Origin of the sequence: Streptomyces sp. enrichment culture, assembly GCF_964273255.1 — a bacterium.
GTDB lineage: Bacteria > Actinomycetota > Actinomycetes > Streptomycetales > Streptomycetaceae > Streptomyces.
The window spans coordinates 4,075,219-4,092,545 of the sequence record NZ_OZ186835.1; the positions used below are offsets into that span (position 1 = coordinate 4,075,219).

Genomic DNA, 17,327 nt, shown 5'->3' on the forward strand with positions numbered 1-17,327 from the left:
CGAAGTCGACTGAATCAAGCCTTTTCTGTTCGGTAACCGTTTCTGGTCTCGCGTTTCAGGGAAACGGCCGGTGGGCAGCGGCGCTGCAAGGAAGCGTAGGGACTGCTTCCGTTTCGGCGAGCGAAGGGCGTGGTGGTGACCTTCACAGTGACCGACGGGGAGCAGGGCGCATGGGCCGTGCTCCGGGTGTCGGGCGAACTGGACCTGATGACGTCCCCGGTGCTGCGCCAACGGGTGCACGACGCCGTGGCGGACGGCCGGCACAGTCTCGTCCTCGACCTGTCCGACGTGTGGTTCTGCGACTCCAGCGGGGTCGGCGTGCTCATAGGCGCCCGACGGCTGCTGCGCTCCTGCGGGGGTGAGCTGCGGCTGATCCTGCCCGCCCGGGGTGCTGCCGACGGCAGCCACGTGAACAAAGTGCTGGGCGCACTCGGCGTGCGCCGTCTCTTCGACATCCACCCGGACGTGCCCTCCGCCGTCGACGAGGACGCCCGCCCGCTGTCGGCCTAACCGCGCACGAGGGCGCCCGCACGGCCGCAGCCGCGGCGACGGCCGCGCCCACGGACGCGGACGGTGCCCACGCCCCCACGGACGCGCGCACGGGCCGTGGCACGGATGCGGGCCCCGGTACCGGTACGGGCCGAGGTGCGGCCTCGGGGACGCGTACGCGCCCACCCGCGAGGCCGGGCACCGGTCCGGGCCCCGGGGACGGCGTGCCCGCCCGGTCCGGCTCCTCCCGTCCGGCCGCGCGCCCCCGGTCACGGGCCCCGGGCATCGCCCACCCCTGGAGGGAGCAACAGGGGTGTCGCGGAATGTGCCCGGTCCCGGCACAGGTGCCGTTTCCGGTCCCCGGGACCGTTCCCCACGACGTACGCTCCGAGCGAGAAGAACCCACTGATACCTAAGGCGGCCTGAAAAAGACATGGTCACCAGCGAGCACGACCGCAGGATCGCGGACCGCTTCGCCACGTTCGACCAGAACGGCAACGGCTACATCGACCGCGAGGACTTCTTCCACGCGGCGAAGGTCCTGCTGGCGGAGTTCGACGTCGCGGCCCGTTCCGACCGGGGACAGTCCCTATACGGCGGGGCGGAGGCGTTCTGGCAGGGCATGGCCGGAATCGCGGACCGCGACGGCGACCAGCGCATCACCCGTGACGAGTTCGTGAACGGTGCGCTGAAGCGACTGCGCGACAACCCGGACCGGTTCGGCGAGATCGCGCGGCCCTTCCTGCAGGCGGCCCTCGCCGTGGCGGACGGCGACGGTGACGGCGCGGCCACCGTCGAGGAGACCGCCCGCGTCCTCGTGGCACTCGGCGTCGAGGGCGACCTGGCCCGCACCGCCGCGGCCACGCTGGACACGGACGGCGACGACCGGATCGGCGAGGACGAGGTCGTGCGGTCCTTCGCCCGCTACTTCACCGTCCCCGAGTAACCTCTCCCACCGTCGGCGCCCTGCTCCGGTGCGGGGCGCCGCTCCCTCGCGGTCCGCCGGCAGTCCCCTCGCAGGCCCTTCGCCAGGCCCTTCGCGGTCCCTGCGGAGTCCGTGCGCAGTTCCTCGGCGTTCCTCGAAGCCGAAGTCCCGCCCGCCCGGGCCCGGTCCTTCCGCGCCCGGGCGCCGCAGCCGCCGGCCGCCCGCCGGGACCGCTCCCGCATCCCCGTGGCTCAGGCACCCCGCATCCCCGTGGCTCAGGCACCCCGCGGCCCGCGGCCCACGGCCTCAACACCCGCGGCCTCAACGCCCACGGCCTCAACGTCCACGGTGGGCCTCAACGCCGCCGTGCCTGAGCGCCCCGTGGCTGAGCGTCCCGTGGCTGAGCGCCCCGTGGCTGAGCGCCCCGCCGTCCGGCGGGCCTCACAGGGGTGTCCCGTGTGCGCCCGCCGGTGCAACACGCCCGGCGCCGCGCACACTTCGGCCGGCCTCGCCGACGCCTCCGCGTGGCGGCCCGCCCGTTGCCCCCCCCCGCACGCCGGTACGGACCGGGACGGCCCGCCGGTGCCGTACGCGGAACGTCCCCCGGGTGCACGGCGGCACGCGCGTGCCCCCGGGACCCGGCACCCCCCGGCAGGTCCCGACGTGGCCAGGACCTGGCCTGCCGTGCGGCCAAGTGACGCACCGTGATGACGCGTTGGCCGTCGGTGCACGGGCCGGCCGCCGCGGACGGGGCGTCCCGTCTGCGGGTTCTCCCGGACCGCCGGGCGGGCGGAGGGCGATGTCACGGATCGTGGCATCGGGGGATCACGCAGCGTCGATACCGGGTCGTGTCCGGCGGGTGACTCGTCACGGCCTGTGGCCGGGCGTCCGCTCCGGTACCTTGTGTGGGATGCGAGTGGTTATGAGCACGCACCGCACCGGAGTTGCCCTCGGGGCAGCGCCGGATCCGCTGGTGGCCGCGCCTGCTCGCCGGGTGGCCTGGCGTGATGCCGCCGCCTGTTCGACTCCCCGGGGCGGGCGTCGCACAGTATGCCCCACGGGTACTCCTTCGCGCTGGAATATGCCCGAAGCGCTTGTTGGGGTGACTGTACGTCAACCATGCTGTGCCACAAGGGATTCACGGTCCGTGATCCCTGCCCCGGCCGTTGTTCTGGCCATGCAGAAAATGGCTACGATCGTGGCCTACGTGAGGCGCGAGCCTAAGTGTCCGCCGGTTCGGATGGTGTGAGCGGTGCAGGTGCTTCGAGTGCAGCTGGATATCCGGCCCGACCCCGCCGAGGTGGGGCGTGCCCGGCGGTGGGCCCGCTCGCGACTGGCCGGCTCCGGCATAGAGCCCGACGAGCCGATCGCCGAGACCCTGATCCTGCTCGTCTCGGAGCTCGTCACCAACGCCGTGGTGCACACCGGCTGTCCGGCCGTGCTGTGCCTGTCCCTGCCGGACGGGGCGGACGAAGGTGCCACCGTCCGGCTGGAGGTGACCGACCGCAGTGACCGGGCGCCGGTGCCGCGGTGCGTCGACGGCGACGCGACCGGCGGGCGCGGGCTCGCCCTCGTCGACGGCCTGGCCGACCGCTGGGGCTGGAGCGCCGAGGGCACCGGCAAGCGGATCTGGTGCGAACTCGACCGCTGTGCGGAGCCCGGTGGCGCGGCTGCCGCGTGCGGCGGCGGCACGGTGACCTACGACGGGCTGGCGTACGAGGCGGTGTAGCCCGCGCCGGGCGTGCCGGTGCCGAGGGCGGCCGGCGCGGTGCACGGGCGCATGGGCGCGGGGCCGTGTGCGGCGGGATCGCGTGCGGTGCGCCGGGCGTGCTTCCGTGCGCGCCGGGCCGCGAACGGGACATCAGGGGTGAGTCAGGCATATGCGCAGCAATCGGTGTTGACCTGATGTGACCGGCTCGTCACCCTGGTGCCAGCGATCCGCCGCGAGGGGACGGCGAGGGACTCGATGGGGGGGGGGGAGGTCCTCGGCGAGTGCGGGTCGTGACACGGCGTCGGAGACTCCGGAGGGAACCGGGCGGGAGCGGTCCTTCGTGAGGCCCCGGGCGGGAGCGGCCCACCGGACCTGCCGGGCGGGGCGGCTCCCGGGGGGAACCCGGACGGGAGCGCCGAGTCGGAACGGCGGTGCGGGAAGGCCGTGTCCGGGCGGCCGGCGCCGCACCGCCGCCGACGTCGTCGCCCCGGCCGCGCAGGGCCCCCGAGGGCTACGGTGCGACCGCTGCCCGGAGCGGCCGGGTTCCTCCACAGGCTGTGGACAACGTTCCGGACCTTCCGCCGCTGACAGCGGGCCCTGTGTCGGCCCCCGGCCCTGCGCGGCGCTTCAGGAGCCGACGGCGGCGGTCACCGGCGCAGGGCCACGGCCGGGGCCGGAACCGGGCTCGGGGACGGTGCCGGCGGCGGCCGTGGACCGTTCCGCGGGCGCGGCGGCCGGGGCGGGCGCCGGCGCGGACCGCTCCGCGGGCGGGCGCTGCGCACCGGGGTCCTCGCCCCGGTCGGTGCCGGTGCGGAACGTGCTCCGGTAGGCGGTCGGGGTCACCCCGAGGGCCGCCTGGAGGTGCTGCCGCATCGACTGCGCCGTGCCGAAACCGCAGTCGTGGGCCACCTGGTCCACGGACCGGTCGGTCGTCTCCAGCAGGTGCCGCGCCCGCTCCACCCGCTGCCGGGTCAGCCACTGGCCCGGACTCACCCCGGTCTCCTCCCGGAAGCGGCGGGTGAAGGTGCGCACCGACATCGACTCCCGCGCCGCCAGGTCCCGCAGCTGGATCGGCTCGTGCAGCCGCTCCAGCGCCCACGCGCGGGCCCGCGTGGTGGACGCCTGCTGGGGATCCGGGACCGGCCGGTCGATGTACTGCGCCTGCCCGCCGTCGCGGTGCGGCGGCACGACGGTACGGCGGGCCACGTCGTTGGCGACGGCGGCGCCGTGGTCGCGGCGCACCATGTGCAGGCAGAGGTCGATGCCGGCCGCGACGCCCGCCGAGGTCAGGATGTCGCCGTCGTCGATGAACAGCACGTCCGGGTCGACCCGGACCCGGGGGAAGAGGCGCTGCAGGCGCTCGGCGTCCGCCCAGTGGGTGGTGGCCGGCCGGCCGTCGAGGCGCCCGGCGGCGGCGAGGACGTAGACCCCGGTGCAGATGGACGCGATGCGCGTGCCCGGCCGCACCAGGGCGAGCGCCGCCGCCAGTTCCGGCGTCAGCTCGCCGCGCTCGTACACCGGGCCCAGCTCGTAGGAGGCCGGGACGATCACCGTGTCGGCGGTGGCGAGGGCCTCGGGCCCGTGGGCGACGTGCAGGGTGAAGTCGGCGTCGGTCTCGACCGGTCCCGGCGGCCGGACGGAGCAGGTGACGACCTCGTACAGCCGCCGCCCCCGGGCGTCCCGCGGGCCACCGAAGATGCGGTGCGGGATGCCCGTCTCGAAGGGCAGCAGGCCGTCGAGCGCGAGGACGACGACCCGGTGCGGGCGGAAGCCGTCGGGTGCGGGAGGGGGTGCGGCCGGATGCATGGCCCGATCCTAGCGAAGGCTGGCCTTCGGGCCACTCGTTGGCGCGCGGCCGGTCACCGAAGCTCTTCGACGTGACCTACACCAGTGAGACGGCCGCCGCCGGCCGGCGCTCCGGACCGCACCAGGACCCGCAGGCGGCCACCGGCAGTCGACGGCCCGGCGGTGGCCGGGGCTGGGGAGGAGGCGCGGGACGGCGCGTCCACCGGGCCTGGTTCGTCGCCGCCGTGACCTTCGTGACGATCATCGGCGCGGCGGCCTTCCGGTCCGTCCCGGGCCTGTTCATCGACCCGCTCCACGAGGAGTTCGGCTGGTCCCGCGGCACCATCGGCGCGGCTGTGTCGGTGAACCTCGCGCTCTACGGCCTCACCGCCCCCTTCGCGGCGGCGCTGATGGACCGCTACGGCATCCGCCGGGTCGTGGCCGGGGCGCTGACCGTCATCGCGCTCGGCTCGGGCCTGACGGTGTGGATGACGGCCGCCTGGCAACTGATGCTGTGCTGGGGCCTGTTGGTGGGACTCGGCTCCGGCTCCATGGCGCTGGCCTTCGCGGCGACGGTCACCAACCGCTGGTTCACCGAGCGGCGGGGCCTGGTCACCGGCATCCTCACGGCCGCGTCCGCCTCCGGACAACTGATCTTCCTGCCGGTGCTGTCCTGGATCGTCGCCACGCACGACTGGCGTCCGGCGGCCGTCACGACGGCGCTCGCCGCCCTCGCGGTCGTGCCGTTCGTCTGGCTGCTGCTGCGCGACCACCCGGCGGACGTCGGGCTGAAGCCCTACGGGGCGAAGGAGTTCGTGCCGAAGCCGGCGCCGGTGCCCGGGGCCGCGCGGCGCGCGGTCACGGTGCTGTTCCGGGCGGCCCGCACCGGCCCCTTCTGGCTGCTCGCGGGCACCTTCGCGATCTGCGGGGCGTCGACCAACGGCCTGATCCAGACCCACTTCGTGCCGGCCTCCCACGACCACGGCATGCCCATCACGGCGGCCGCCTCCCTGCTCGCCGTCATCGGGGTCTTCGACGTGGTCGGCACGGTGGCCTCCGGCTGGTTCACCGACCGCTTCGAGGCGCGCCGCCTGCTCGCCGTCTACTACGCGCTGCGCGGCGTCTCCCTGCTGTTCCTGCCGATGCTGCTGGCCCCCACGGTGCAGCCCCCGATGGTCTTCTTCATCGTCTTCTACGGCCTCGACTGGGTCGCCACCGTCCCGCCCACCCTCGCCCTGTGCCGCGAGCACTACGGGGACGACAGCGCGATCGTCTTCGGCTGGGTGCTCGCCTCGCACCAGGTCGGCGCGGCCGTGGTCGCCTTCCTCGGCGGCGTCGCGCGGGACGTGTTCGGCTCCTACGACGTGGTCTGGTACGCCTCGGGAGCCCTGTGCGCGGCGGCGGCGCTGATGGCCCTGGTGATCCGCCGCAGCCCGGCCCCGCCCGTGGGGGCGGCCGCGACGCCGTAGGGCGGGCCCCCTCCCGGGGGAGCCCGCCGAGCGCGGGCCGGGCGGTCGCCGGCCGCCGCGGCCCGTCAGGCCGGCAGGCGGGACACCCCCGGGGCGCCGCGGCGCAGGACCGCCCGCGCGATGCGCTCCGCGTCGAGGGCCATCTCGCGCAGGTTGCCGCTGATGGGGTTGGTGAAGCCGGTGAAGTACAGACCGGGTGCGCCGGCGGGGGAGCGGCCGCCGTGCGCCACCGGCCTGCCGCGGTCGTCGAGCACGCCCAGGTGGCCGACGAGACCCTCCAGGGCGCGGACGTAACCGGTGGCGGCGACGACCGCGTCGGGCTCGACGCGGGTGCCGTCGGCGAGCAGCACCGCGCCCTCCTCGAAGCCCTCCACCGCGGCCACGATCTCCACCCGGCCCGTGCGGACCGCGTCGATCAGGCCCACGTCCTGCACGGGGATCGCGCCCTCCAGCACCCGGCTGTAGAGGCCGGTGTCCGGACGGGGGAGCCCGTGCGCCGACAGGTCCGGCAGGGCCAGACGGGCCTGCGCCCGGCATAGCCGGTCGACCAGCCCGACCGGCAGCCGCCGCACCAGCACGCCCGAGTACTGCGCGGGCCAGCCCGCCGTCGAGCGGCGCACGATGTGCGGCACCGTGCGCACGGACAGGCGTACTCGCGCGGCACCGCCCTCCACCAGGTCGACGGCGATCTCCGCCCCCGTGTTGCCGATGCCCGCGACCAGCACGTCCCGGCCCGCGAAGGGAGCCGGGTTGCGGTAGGCGTGGGCGTGCAGGAACTCGCCCGTGTACGACGCGCGGCCGGGCCAGTCCGGCACCCGGGGCGTGTGGTTGTAGCCGGTGGCGACGACCACCGCGGCACCGGTCAGTTCCCGGCCGCCGGTGGCGCGCAGCAGCCAGCCGGTGCCGTCGGCGGTGCGCTCGACGCGGTCGACCTCGACCCCGGTGACGATCTCCAGGCGGTGGTGCTCGGCGTACTTCTCCAGGTACCGCACCACGTCGTCGCGGGACACCCAGCGGCCGAACCGGCGCGGCATCGGCAGGCCCGGCAGGGCGGACATGCGCCGGGTGGTGTGCAGGTGCAGCCGGTCGTAGTGCCGGCGCCACGACGCGCCCACCGCCTCGGACCGCTCCAGGACGACGGCGCGTATCCCCCGGGCGCGCAGCGCCTGGGCGGCGGCGAGTCCGCCCGGGCCGCCCCCGATCACGTAGACGGGGCGGTCGGCGGGCTGCGGAGCCGTGGACGGGGCGGATCTGGCGGAGCTGGTGGAGTCGGAGTCGGCCATGAACGCGAGCGTAGGCGGGCACCTGCTTGATGGGTATCGGTCAAGACGGGAATTGGTTGCGGATCGATCACACCTGCACGCGGGACGCGGTGCGCCTCCGGCCGCCGGGTCGCCTCCCCCGGCGCCCGGCGCCCGGCGCCCGGCGCCCGTCCGCCCGCCCGTCCCGCCCGCCCGGCCACCGGCCCCGGCAGCACCCCGCCCGCCGCCCGGAGGGGGCGCCGGGCCCCGGAGGAAAAGAAGAGGCGCCGGAACGGGGCCGGTCGGCACCATGGGGCATGGACACCGACGACACCACGGACACCGCCCGTTGGCGCTTCCCCGAGGACACCGATGCCTTCCTCACGCGGGCCGGATCGTTCCTCCGCTCGCATGCCGCCCTGCACACGCTGCTGCTCACCATCACCCGGACGCTGCGCACGCACGGGCCGCACACCTACGGTGACGGCACCCCCGAGTTCGGCGTCCTGGCACGCGACGGGAGCGTCACGGCCGCCTTCCTGCGCACGCCACCGCACCGGCTGCAGCTCACCCGGCTGACGGAGCGTGAGGCGGACACCCTGGCCGCCCGGCTCGCCGGCCTCGGACGGGCGTTGCCCGGCGTGCAGGCCGAGCAGGGCACGGCCGCCGCCTTCGCCGACGCCTGGTGCCGCCGGACGGGCGCCTGCGCCACCGTGCACGAGCGTCAGCGCTTGTACCGGCTGGGTGAGCTGACCGTGCCCAGCCCGGCGCCTCCCGGCCGGTCCCGGACCGCGGGCCCGGCGGACCACGAGCAACTGGCCGCCTGGTACCGCGACTTCTGCGCGGCGGTGGGCCAGACCCCGCCGCAGGACCCGGACGGCTGGGCGGACACCCGTGCCGCGGCCGGCGAGGTCGTCCTCTGGGAGGTCCCGGACGGCACCCCGGTCGCCATGGCCTGCCGCTCCCCGATCGTGGCCGGGCAGTCCCGGGTGGTCGGTGTGTACACGCCCCCGGAGCTGCGCGGACGCGGTTACGCCGGTGCGTCCACGGCGGAGGTGAGCCGGGCGGCGGCGGCTCGGGGCGCCGAGGAGGTCCTGCTCTTCACCGACCTGGCCAACCCCACCAGCAACGGCCTCTACCAGCGCCTCGGTTACCGCCCGGTCGCCGACTTCACGGTGTACGACTTCGGGGCCCCCGCGCCGGACACCACCGAACGCGCCGGGGCGTAGCGGCCCGGGCGGGGGAGCGGCCCACGGCGGAAGGGGGTGCGGATCACGGCCAGAGCAGCTCGCGGATCCACGGCTCCGCCGTGCGGTCCGCGCCACCGTGCCCGCGCCCGGGACCCGCGCCGTCGCCGCCCCCGCCGTCCCCGTCGCCTCTGCCGTCCCCGCCGTCCGCTGCCGCAGCTCGCCGGTAGCGCAGGCGGACGTGGCGGCGGCGGGCGTCGCCCTGGAAGAACTCCACCTCCTCCGCGCGCAGCCGGTACAGCGTCCAGGACGGCACGGGGGCGTCCGGTTCGGAGGCGGCCCGTTCCCAGGCCGCCTCCGAGGCCCGGGCCAGCTCCTGCACCGAGTCCAGCACCTCGCTCTGCCGACCGGTGAGGGCGGCGGCCAGCGCACCGGTGGAGCGCACCCGCAGATCGGCCCGCGCCTCCTCCGGCGGGGCCGCCTCGACGGGGCCGCGCACCCGGACCTGGCGCCCCAGGACCGGCCAGTGGAAGACCAGGGCGGCATACGGGCGGGCGGCCAGCTGGGCGCCCTTGCGGCTGTGGGCGTGGGTGGCGAAGGACCAGCCGCCGGCGTCCGCGCCGTGCAGCATCACCACCCGGGCGTCCGGGCGTCCCGCCTCGTCGGCGGTGGCCAGGGCCGGGGTGTGCGGTTCGCGCTGCCCGGCCGCCGCCACCTCGGCGAGCCAGCGCGTGAACAGCGGCAACGGCTCGTCCGGGACGGTGTCCGGGTCCAGCGGGGGGAGCTCGGTGACCTCCGGGTCCCACACCCGCAGGGACCTCAGCAGCTCGTGCAGCTCGTGCAGCTCGTACGGATCGTCGGTCATGCCCCATTGTCGGTCGCGGGCCGCCGGACCGGGGCCGGACCCGGGCCCGGCCCGGCACGGCACCGGGCCGCCCGGCGCCCCGGGACGGATCAGAGCGAGCCGAGGTCCGAGGACACCCAGCGCTCCGGGCGCATGCGGACGATGACCTGCTCGCCGTGGTTCTTCCAGGCGAAGTCGACGTAGCCGTCGATCTTCTCGGCCGGGAGGTACCGCGCGGAGATCTCCCGGAGGCGCTCGACGGTGGCGGGGACGGTGTCGAGGACGGGACCCTCGACGGAGACGTAGCGGATGGTGGGTACGAGGCGGTCGACCATGAGGGAGAACCGGCCGGCCGCACCGATCAGCCGGTTCTTGCGGCTGTGCAGTCCGGTCAGGATCCAGGCGTCCCCGCCGGGCGCGTACTGGTACCAGATCGGCACGGTCAGCGGGGCCCGCCCGGCCTCTCCGGCGACGGAGAGGGCGGCGACACGGGGCTCGGCCAGGAACTGCTCACGCTCTTCGCGGCTCAAAGCGGCCATGGGTTCCTCCGGAGGACGGGATGCGTCGGACCGTTCACGCGGGCGGCGGGCGTGCCGTGCGCTCGCGTGCAGCACAACGAGGTCCGCGCACCCCCGTGTTCCGCCCGTCCCCCGGATGGCCGAAAGCTCCCGTGCCCGGCCGGCCCCGTGCGGCCCCCGTCAGAGCACGGCCAGCCGCTGCACCAGGAGCAGGGCGCCGATGCCGAGCATCGCGGCGCCCGAGGTGCGCACCACCGCCCGGGCCGCCGCCGGACGGGCGCCCAGGACGGCTCGCGCCCCGGCGCCGACCGCGAGGTAGACGGCCGCACAGCACGCCATGTGCGCCAGCCCCAGGACCACGGTCTGCGCCGCCACCGGCAGGTGGGCGTCGGCCCCGGTGACCAGGAACTGGGGCAGCACGGAGAGGTAGAGCAGCAGGCCCTTGGGGTTGAGGCCGCTGATCACGGCCCCCTGGCGGAAGGCGCGGACACCGCTCTCGTCGGGGGCGCCCGCACCCGCGCCCGGCGTGCCCGGCCGGCGCAGCACGCTCCAGCCCAGCCACACCAGATAGGCCGCCCCCGCCACGGTCAGCACCGTGAGCAGCACCGGGGAGCCGGCGACGAGGACCGCCAGCCCGGCCGCCGCCAGCACGGTGTGCAGGGCGTACCCGGCGACCAGACCGCCGACCGCGGCCGCCACCGACCGTCCGCGCAGCCCCGCCGAGATCGCGTACGCCCAGTCGGCGCCCGGGACGCACACCAGCATCAGGTCGAGGGCGAGGAAGGAGAGGAGGGTCCCGGTGTCCATGGAGGCGAGATTAGGAGGATTCCGGCCGAATGTGTTCCCGTATTTTTCCGCTTCCGGGGCATGTTGGGGCAAGGTTTCCCTCATGGACGACATGGACCGGAAGATTCTTGCGGAGCTCCAGCAGGACGGGCGGCTGACCGTGACCGAGCTGGCGGCGCGGGTGCGGCTGAGTGTCTCGCCCTGTCACCGGCGGCTGCGGGAGCTGGAGCGGTCGGGGGCGATCAGCGGGTACCGGGCGGTGGTCGATCCGGCGGCCGTGGGGCTCACCTTCGAGGCGCTGGTCTTCGTGTCCATGCGGCAGGAGGACCGGGAGACGGTCCGGGAGTTCGAACAGGCGGTGAGCGAGGTGGCCGAGGTGCTGGAGGCCCAGCGGCTGTTCGGGGAGCCGGACTACCTGCTGCGGGTGGTCGCCGCCGACCTGTCCGCCTACCAGCGGCTCTACGACGAGCGGCTGGCCACCCTGCCGGGCGTGCAGCGGCTGACGTCCACGCTGGTGATGAAGCACCTCGTGAAGGACCGCCCCCTGCCCGCCTGACCCGCACCCCCGCACCTCCGCACCACGGGCGGCAGGATCCCCGACGGCCGGGGCGACCGGGGCGGCCGAGGCGACCGGGGCTGCCGGGACTGCCGGGGCGACGGGGGCGGCTGCCGGGACTGCCGGGGCGACCGGGACGGCGGCCGGGACGGGACGGCTCCCGGGCCGGTCCGGGTCCGGTTACCCCCGACCGGACCGTTCCGCCCCGCTCTCGTGGCCGGGCGCCGGTCCCCGCCCGCGCCCCGCGGGAGCGCCGTCGCGCCGGCCCGGGAACGGGACAGGCGGCGGTCCACCGGGGTGAACCGCCGCCTGCCGGACAGGACTTGCGGAGATGCTGCGAAGAGAATGCGCAGAGAAGAGGGGAGGCCGCGAGGGCTCCGCGGCCTACCGGGTCGGCTTCCTGCCGGTGACGCCGAGGTGCACCAGCATCGCCAGATTCGGCTTGAGCTCCGCCTGCTTCACGCCCCAGGAGGTGAACCCCTTCTGGTGCGAGGCGACCGCCGCGAGCATGGTGACCAGGGAGCCCGCGATCGCCGCCGGGTTCACGTCCTTGTCGATCCGCCCCTTGGCCTGCAACTCGGCGACCGCGTCCGCCAGGGAGCTGTTCACGGAGTTGAGGACCTTCATCCGGAGCTTGTAGAAGCGCTTGTCGCCCTCGGCCGCCCCGAGGTCGACGACCCGCAGGATGGCGTCGTTGCGCCGCCAGAAGTCCAGGAAGCCGTCGACGAGTTCCTGTGCCGTCTGCCAGCCGGCCTTGCCGGCCCAGGAGCGGCCCTCCAGCAGTCCGGCCAGTTCGGCGCCCTCGGCGGCCGTCCGGTCGGCGATCTCCAGAACCGCGCCCTCGACGTCCGGAAAATACTGGTAGAAGGTGGCCGGAGAGGTCCCGGCCTTCCTGGCGACATCGATGACTTTGACGTCCCGGTAGGGGGAGGAGCTGAGCATCTCGCCGAGACAGTCGAGCAGCTTCTGCCGGGTCGCCTGCCCACGCCGTCCGGCCACGCGGCCGTCCACGGTACGCACTTGTCCTGTCATGTCGTCAGCTTACCGAGGGGCGATGGGAGCGCGATTCGGCCGACTGCAAATGGGGTGCGGGGGTTCCAGGACCGTGGTGTGCCTGGTCTGCGGGGTGCGGGCGACGTGGTTACGTTGGCGGCATGGCCGAAAACAGTGCATCGCGTCACACAGGGGCACCGGAGTGCGCGGAGGGCGCGCCGTGCTGGGCCGACGTGCAACTGCCGGACGTGGCGGCGGGCACGCGGTTCTACGGCGACCTCTTCGGGTGGACCTTCGAGGAGCGTCCCGGGGGCCGGGTACGGGCGCTGAAGGACGGGGAGCCCGTCGCCTCCCTCGGACGGAAGGCCGACGGCCGGCTCCCCACCGTGTGGACGGTGTCCTTCTCCACCCCGGACGCCGAGGCGCTCTGCCGGCGCATCCGCGCGGCGGGCGGGCAGATCGTCTCCGCCCCGCTGCCGGTCGACGGACTGGGGACCGCCGCGCTCGTCACCGACCCCGAGGGCGCGGTGTTCGGCCTGTGGCAGCCGGACGGGCTCCGCGGCTTCGGCCGCCGGCACACGCCGGGCACCTTCGCATGGGTGCAGCTGTACACACGGGACACCGAGGCGGCCAACGACTTCTACGGCGACCTCTTCCACGACGCCCTGTTCGGACCGGGCGCCGAGCCCGACTTCGGCCGCGCCCCGGTCTCCGACGTCTTCCCCGCCGAGATGCCGCCCCACTTCCTGGTGCACTTCGCCGCCGAGGACCCGGCCGCCACGATGGCGGAGGTGACCCGGCTCGGCGGACGCGTCCAGGTCCCGCCCTTCGAGACGTCCTACGGCACGGCGGCCGTCGTCACCGACAATCAGGGGGCGTCCTTCGCGCTGCTGCGCCGCTGAGCCGCCGGCCCGGCGTCCCGCCCGGCGTCCCGCCCGGCGTTCCGTCCGGTGTTCCGTCCGACGGGCCGCCCGTGTCGCACCCTGTCGGGAAAATACCTGGACATCCCCTTTGTCCCCGGGTTCGCAACCTGCGCGCCGGACAGGAAGAATCGGGGGGCGTGCCGCCGCGGCGGTGCGGTGGTGAGACGCTGCACTTCGGTCGCGTGCACAGGCGGTGGCGCGACTCGTACGGGGAGGTGGCAGGCAAGTGGTGGATCAGCTGACGCAGCACGATCCGCGGCGTATCGGGCCGTTCGAGGTGCTGGGACGGCTGGGTGCCGGTGGCATGGGACTGGTCTACCTCGCACGCTCGGCGTCCGGGCGGCGGGTGGCGATCAAGACGGTCCGGACCGAGCTGGCCGAGGACCAGCTGTTCCGGGTCCGCTTCACGCGCGAGGTGGAGGCGGCCCGCGCGGTCTCCGGCTTCTACACCGCGGCCGTGGTGGACGCCGATCCCCGGGCCGCCGTGCCATGGCTGGCCACCGCCTACGTCCCCGCGCCCTCCCTCGAGGAGATAGTGAACGAGTGCGGGCCGCTGCCGGCCCAGGCGGTGCGCTGGCTGGCGGCCGGCGTGGCCGAGGCGCTGCAGTCGATCCACGGCGCCGGCCTCGTCCACCGCGACCTCAAGCCGTCCAACGTCCTCGTCGTCGAGGACGGCCCGCGGGTGATCGACTTCGGCATCGCGTCCGGTGTTTCGAACACCCGTCTGACGATGACGAACGTCGCCGTCGGCACCCCCGCCTACATGTCGCCCGAGCAGGCCAAGGACTCCCGCAGCGTCACCGGCGCGAGCGACGTGTTCTCGCTCGGCTCCATGCTGGTCTTCGCCGCCACCGGGCACCCGCCCTACCACGGCGCCAACCCGGTCGAGACCGTCTTCATGCTGCTGCGCGAGGGCCCCGACCTCGATGGCCTGCCGGACGAGCTGCGCCCGCTGATCGAGTCCTGCATGCAGATGGACGCCACCGCCCGCCCCAACCCCGCCGACCTCCAGGCACAGCTCGCCCCGCACCTGTTCGGCTCGGGCTCCGACGACAGCGGGACGGCGTCCGCCTGGCTGCCCGAGCGGGCGGTCCACCTCATCGAGTCCCGCCGCGGCGGCCGCCGGTCCCCCCGGCCCGCCCACGGCACCGGGCGCAGCGCCGGCGGTTCCCGGCCGCCCGTGCCGCCGCCCCCGCCCCCGCCGCCGCACGACCCGGTCGTCCCGCCGCCGCCCCCGTCCCGGCCCGCGCCGGTGGGGGCGCAGGCCGCAGCCGGCACGGGACCGGTGCGCCTGGCGGGCGCGGCCGTGCCCATCGGCCCCGGCCCGAGGGTCGCCGACATGCGGGCCGCCGCCGTGACGGCGCCCCCGCCCGAGGCCGCCCTCGCCGCGTCCTGGGCCAAGCCGCGCCCCGGCGTCAACGGCGCCGACCCCGCCGTGCCGCCCGCCCCGGCGGCTCCGGAGCAGCCCAGCGGCTGGCGGCCGTGGCGGTTCCGGATGTCCAACGACGTGTGGGGCACCCCGTCCGTCGACGGCGACCTGGTCTACGTCACCTCCTTCGAGGTGCACGCCCTGGACGTCGCCACCGGCCGGCGCCGCTTCAAGACCCGGGACGTCGCCTGGTCCATGGCGGTCGCCGACGGCCGCATCCACGCCTCCGACGGCCCCACCCTGTTCGCCCTGGACTCCCGCGAGGGCGGCGACCTGTGGCGGCTGTCCACCGACGCCTGGGTGTACTCGCTGCGGGCCGGGCACGGCACCGTCGTCACCGGCACCCGGGGCGGCGGGGCGCAGGGCTGGGAGGCGTCCACCGGGCAGAAGCTGTGGGAGATCACCGGCTGCCAGACCGACTTCGAGACGCCGGAGGCGGGCCCCGCCCTGCACGACGGCACGGTCTACGTCTGGCAGGACGCCCGCCTGCGCGCCCTCGACGCCCGCACCGGCGAGGAGCGCTGGTCCTACCCGATCGGTGACGCGGCCTCCTGCGGCGGCGTCCCGGTCCGCGTCACGCAGGCCCCCGACGGCTACGTCTACGTCTCCGCCGGGACCCGGGTGCTCGCCCTGGACGTCGCGGGCGGTCACGTGCGCTGGCACTTCGAGGCCCCGGCGGTCTTCCTGTGCCCGCCCGCGTTCGTCCCCGGGCCGGCGGTCACGGGCGGCGGCGTCTACCTCGCCGACTACCTCGGCACGGTCTACGCCCTCGACGCCACCGACGGCCGCGACCGCTGGCGCATCGCCACCGAGGCCCGCACCTCCGTCGAGCCGGTCCTGGTCGCCGCCGGACACGTCCACGTCGGCAGCGGCAAGGGCCTCTACACCCTGGACGCCGTCACCGGGACGCCCAAGTGGCGCTTCCAGTCGGGCGGGGACATCGTGGGCGCCCCGGCGGTGGCGGAGGGGCGCATCCACTTCGGGTCCACCGACCACCTCCTGTACACGCTCAAGGCCGACGACGGCCGGCTGCGGTGGAAGCTGGCCACCGGCGGCGAGATCACCGGCTCCCCGGTGGTGCGGGACGGCGTGGTGTACGCCTGCAGCAAGGACCGCTGCGTGTACGCGCTGGACGCGGAGAAGGGCACCGGCACGGCCCGGACGACGTGACGCCCCGCCGGGCGGGCACGACCGGTCCCCGCCCGCCCGCCCGGCGCGTGCGGGCCGCGCCTCGCCTCGGGCGCGGAGCCCGATGACGGGACGGTCGAGGGCCGGTGACATGCTCGTGACACTGTGTCAGTAGGGTGCGGGACATGCGTTTTCGGGGGAACACACTCAGACTCACCGCCGTGTCCGTCCTGGTCGTCCTCGCCCTGACGGGCTTCTCGACGGGACGTGGCCGGGGCGGTGGCGACGGCGGCGGGGGAGGCTGCAGCAGTTCCTCGCAGAACCACGACTCCTCCTCGACGTCCGGCGGCAGCCACCACCGCGACTACGACGACGATGACGACGACGACTACGACTACGGCTCCGACACGGGCACCGGTTCCGGCTCCAGCGGTACCAGCAGCAGCGGAAGCGACAACTCGGCGTCCCTGATCAGCGCCGACACGGAACTGCTGAGCTGCGCGTCGAAGAAGGTCCGGCACGCGAACGTCCGGGTCACCAACCCCAACCTCGACCACGGCACCTTCACCGTCCGCCTCACCTTCCAGGAGCGCGACGGCACCGGCATCACCACCGTGGAACAGGATGTCGCCGTGCCCGGCGAGGACAGCGTCACCGTGAAGGTCTATATCGACGCCGCTCCCCGGCGCGCGAAGCGCGTCGCCGGGTGCGACCTCGACCCCACGGCGGCGCCGGCCACCCGCTGAGCCGCGGCGCCACGGCACTTCGTACGGGAAGGCGTTCCGGACCACCGGGTCCGGAACGCCTTCGCGCGGGGGCGCCGGGGGGCCGGACCGTACGGCGATCCGCCGGGGCGCCCGGTGGACGCCGGGCCGCGCGGGCCGCGCGACGCCGTTCGCGTCGGCGGTGGCTTCGCGACGAGGGCGTCTCCGCTGCGTCTCCCCACGGACGCGGCCGCCGTGCGCCGTCACCGGCCCCACCGATCCCCGCACGCGAGGCGGGCGGACGGGTGCCGGGGAACGCGGGAGGGGTGGCCGGTCCACGTGGACCGGCCACCCCTCCCGCGTTCCCCGGGCACGGCAGCGAGCCGCGGCGGCCCCCCTCCGCGCCGCCGCGGCCCGACCCCGTGCGGAGGTGGCTACCGGGTCGGCTTGAACGGCTCCGACGTGGCGTGCATGTCCTTGGTCTCCAGGGGCTCGGAGGTGGCGTGCATGTCCTCCTTGCCGGCCTGGCCCTCGCCGGGCTTGTCACCGGCCACGGGCTCCGGCTCGGTCCCCCCGGTGGCGTGCATGTCCTGCGGCTTGATGTCCTGCTCGTCGCTCATGCGGTGCTCCCCTTGCGTC

At 75.2% G+C, this 17,327-nt stretch carries 16 protein-coding genes; 9 read left to right on the plus strand and 7 right to left on the minus strand.

Annotation, left to right across the window (positions count from 1 at the left end):
- The first annotated feature begins 129 nt into the window (after positions 1–129).
- The 3 genes from ACSU53_RS17685 to ACSU53_RS17695 all read left to right on the plus strand — a co-directional run bounded on the left by ACSU53_RS17685 (position 130) and on the right by ACSU53_RS17695 (position 3,143).
- A complete protein-coding gene (locus tag ACSU53_RS17685) occupies positions 130–510 on the plus strand; it encodes an STAS domain-containing protein (protein WP_362099610.1) in 381 nt (126 codons plus the stop codon).
- A 412-nt stretch (positions 511–922) separates the two neighbouring features.
- Positions 923–1,435, plus strand: a complete 513-nt coding sequence (locus tag ACSU53_RS17690) for an EF-hand domain-containing protein (RefSeq protein WP_437028884.1) — start codon at positions 923–925, stop codon at positions 1,433–1,435.
- A 1,246-nt stretch (positions 1,436–2,681) separates the two neighbouring features.
- Positions 2,682–3,143, plus strand: coding sequence for an ATP-binding protein (locus tag ACSU53_RS17695; protein ID WP_437028886.1), 462 nt, complete (start codon positions 2,682–2,684; stop codon positions 3,141–3,143).
- Positions 3,144–3,752: 609 nt separating this feature from the next.
- Here ACSU53_RS17695 and ACSU53_RS17700 read toward each other — a convergent pair.
- Positions 3,753–4,931, minus strand: coding sequence for a GlxA family transcriptional regulator (locus tag ACSU53_RS17700; RefSeq protein ID WP_437028887.1), 1,179 nt, complete (start codon positions 4,929–4,931; stop codon positions 3,753–3,755).
- Positions 4,932–5,002: 71 nt separating this feature from the next.
- On the opposite strand from ACSU53_RS17700, the gene ACSU53_RS17705 reads away from it, so the two are divergent.
- A complete protein-coding gene (locus ACSU53_RS17705; protein WP_437028889.1) occupies positions 5,003–6,379 on the plus strand; it encodes an MFS transporter in 1,377 nt (458 codons plus the stop codon).
- A gap of 65 nt (positions 6,380–6,444) precedes the next feature.
- On the opposite strand, the gene ACSU53_RS17710 is transcribed toward ACSU53_RS17705, so the two are convergent.
- A complete protein-coding gene (locus tag ACSU53_RS17710) occupies positions 6,445–7,662 on the minus strand; it encodes a flavin-containing monooxygenase (protein WP_437028891.1) in 1,218 nt (405 codons plus the stop codon).
- A 275-nt stretch (positions 7,663–7,937) separates the two neighbouring features.
- Between ACSU53_RS17710 and ACSU53_RS17715 the strand changes: the two genes are divergently transcribed.
- Positions 7,938–8,849, plus strand: a complete 912-nt coding sequence (locus ACSU53_RS17715) for a GNAT family N-acetyltransferase (protein WP_437028893.1) — start codon at positions 7,938–7,940, stop codon at positions 8,847–8,849.
- Positions 8,850–8,892: 43 nt separating this feature from the next.
- Here the strand turns inward: ACSU53_RS17715 and ACSU53_RS17720 are convergent, their stop codons facing one another.
- From ACSU53_RS17720 to ACSU53_RS17730, 3 genes are all read right to left on the minus strand, one after another.
- Entirely contained in the window at positions 8,893–9,672 is a 780-nt protein-coding gene (locus ACSU53_RS17720) for a pyridoxine/pyridoxamine 5'-phosphate oxidase (protein WP_437028895.1), read from the minus strand.
- Between the two features lie 89 nt (positions 9,673–9,761).
- Positions 9,762–10,190: a pyridoxamine 5'-phosphate oxidase family protein gene (locus ACSU53_RS17725; protein WP_437028897.1), complete on the minus strand. Its 429-nt coding sequence runs from the start codon at positions 10,188–10,190 to the stop codon at positions 9,762–9,764.
- A gap of 159 nt (positions 10,191–10,349) precedes the next feature.
- Entirely contained in the window at positions 10,350–10,976 is a 627-nt protein-coding gene (locus ACSU53_RS17730; protein ID WP_437028899.1) for a LysE family translocator, read from the minus strand.
- 82 nt (positions 10,977–11,058) lie between these two features.
- On the opposite strand from ACSU53_RS17730, the gene ACSU53_RS17735 reads away from it, so the two are divergent.
- Complete coding sequence (locus tag ACSU53_RS17735) at positions 11,059–11,511, plus strand: Lrp/AsnC family transcriptional regulator (RefSeq protein WP_437028901.1); 453 nt, start codon at positions 11,059–11,061, stop codon at positions 11,509–11,511.
- A 384-nt stretch (positions 11,512–11,895) separates the two neighbouring features.
- On the opposite strand, the gene ACSU53_RS17740 is transcribed toward ACSU53_RS17735, so the two are convergent.
- Positions 11,896–12,531, minus strand: coding sequence for a TetR family transcriptional regulator (locus ACSU53_RS17740; RefSeq protein ID WP_437033249.1), 636 nt, complete (start codon positions 12,529–12,531; stop codon positions 11,896–11,898).
- A gap of 134 nt (positions 12,532–12,665) precedes the next feature.
- Between ACSU53_RS17740 and ACSU53_RS17745 the strand changes: the two genes are divergently transcribed.
- The 3 genes from ACSU53_RS17745 to ACSU53_RS17755 all read left to right on the plus strand — a co-directional run bounded on the left by ACSU53_RS17745 (position 12,666) and on the right by ACSU53_RS17755 (position 16,730).
- Positions 12,666–13,406 carry a VOC family protein gene (locus ACSU53_RS17745; RefSeq protein ID WP_437028903.1) on the plus strand — a complete coding sequence of 247 codons (741 nt, stop codon included), beginning with the start codon at positions 12,666–12,668 and terminating at the stop codon, positions 13,404–13,406.
- Positions 13,407–13,653: 247 nt separating this feature from the next.
- Positions 13,654–16,026 (plus strand): outer membrane protein assembly factor BamB family protein, encoded by a 2,373-nt coding sequence (locus tag ACSU53_RS17750; RefSeq protein ID WP_437028905.1) that lies wholly within the window; start codon positions 13,654–13,656, stop codon positions 16,024–16,026.
- A gap of 179 nt (positions 16,027–16,205) precedes the next feature.
- Positions 16,206–16,730, plus strand: coding sequence for a hypothetical protein (locus tag ACSU53_RS17755; RefSeq protein ID WP_437028906.1), 525 nt, complete (start codon positions 16,206–16,208; stop codon positions 16,728–16,730).
- A gap of 392 nt (positions 16,731–17,122) precedes the next feature.
- Here ACSU53_RS17755 and ACSU53_RS17760 read toward each other — a convergent pair whose 3' ends face one another.
- Positions 17,123–17,308 (minus strand): hypothetical protein, encoded by a 186-nt coding sequence (locus tag ACSU53_RS17760; RefSeq protein ID WP_437028908.1) that lies wholly within the window; start codon positions 17,306–17,308, stop codon positions 17,123–17,125.
- Positions 17,309–17,327: the final 19 nt, after the last annotated feature.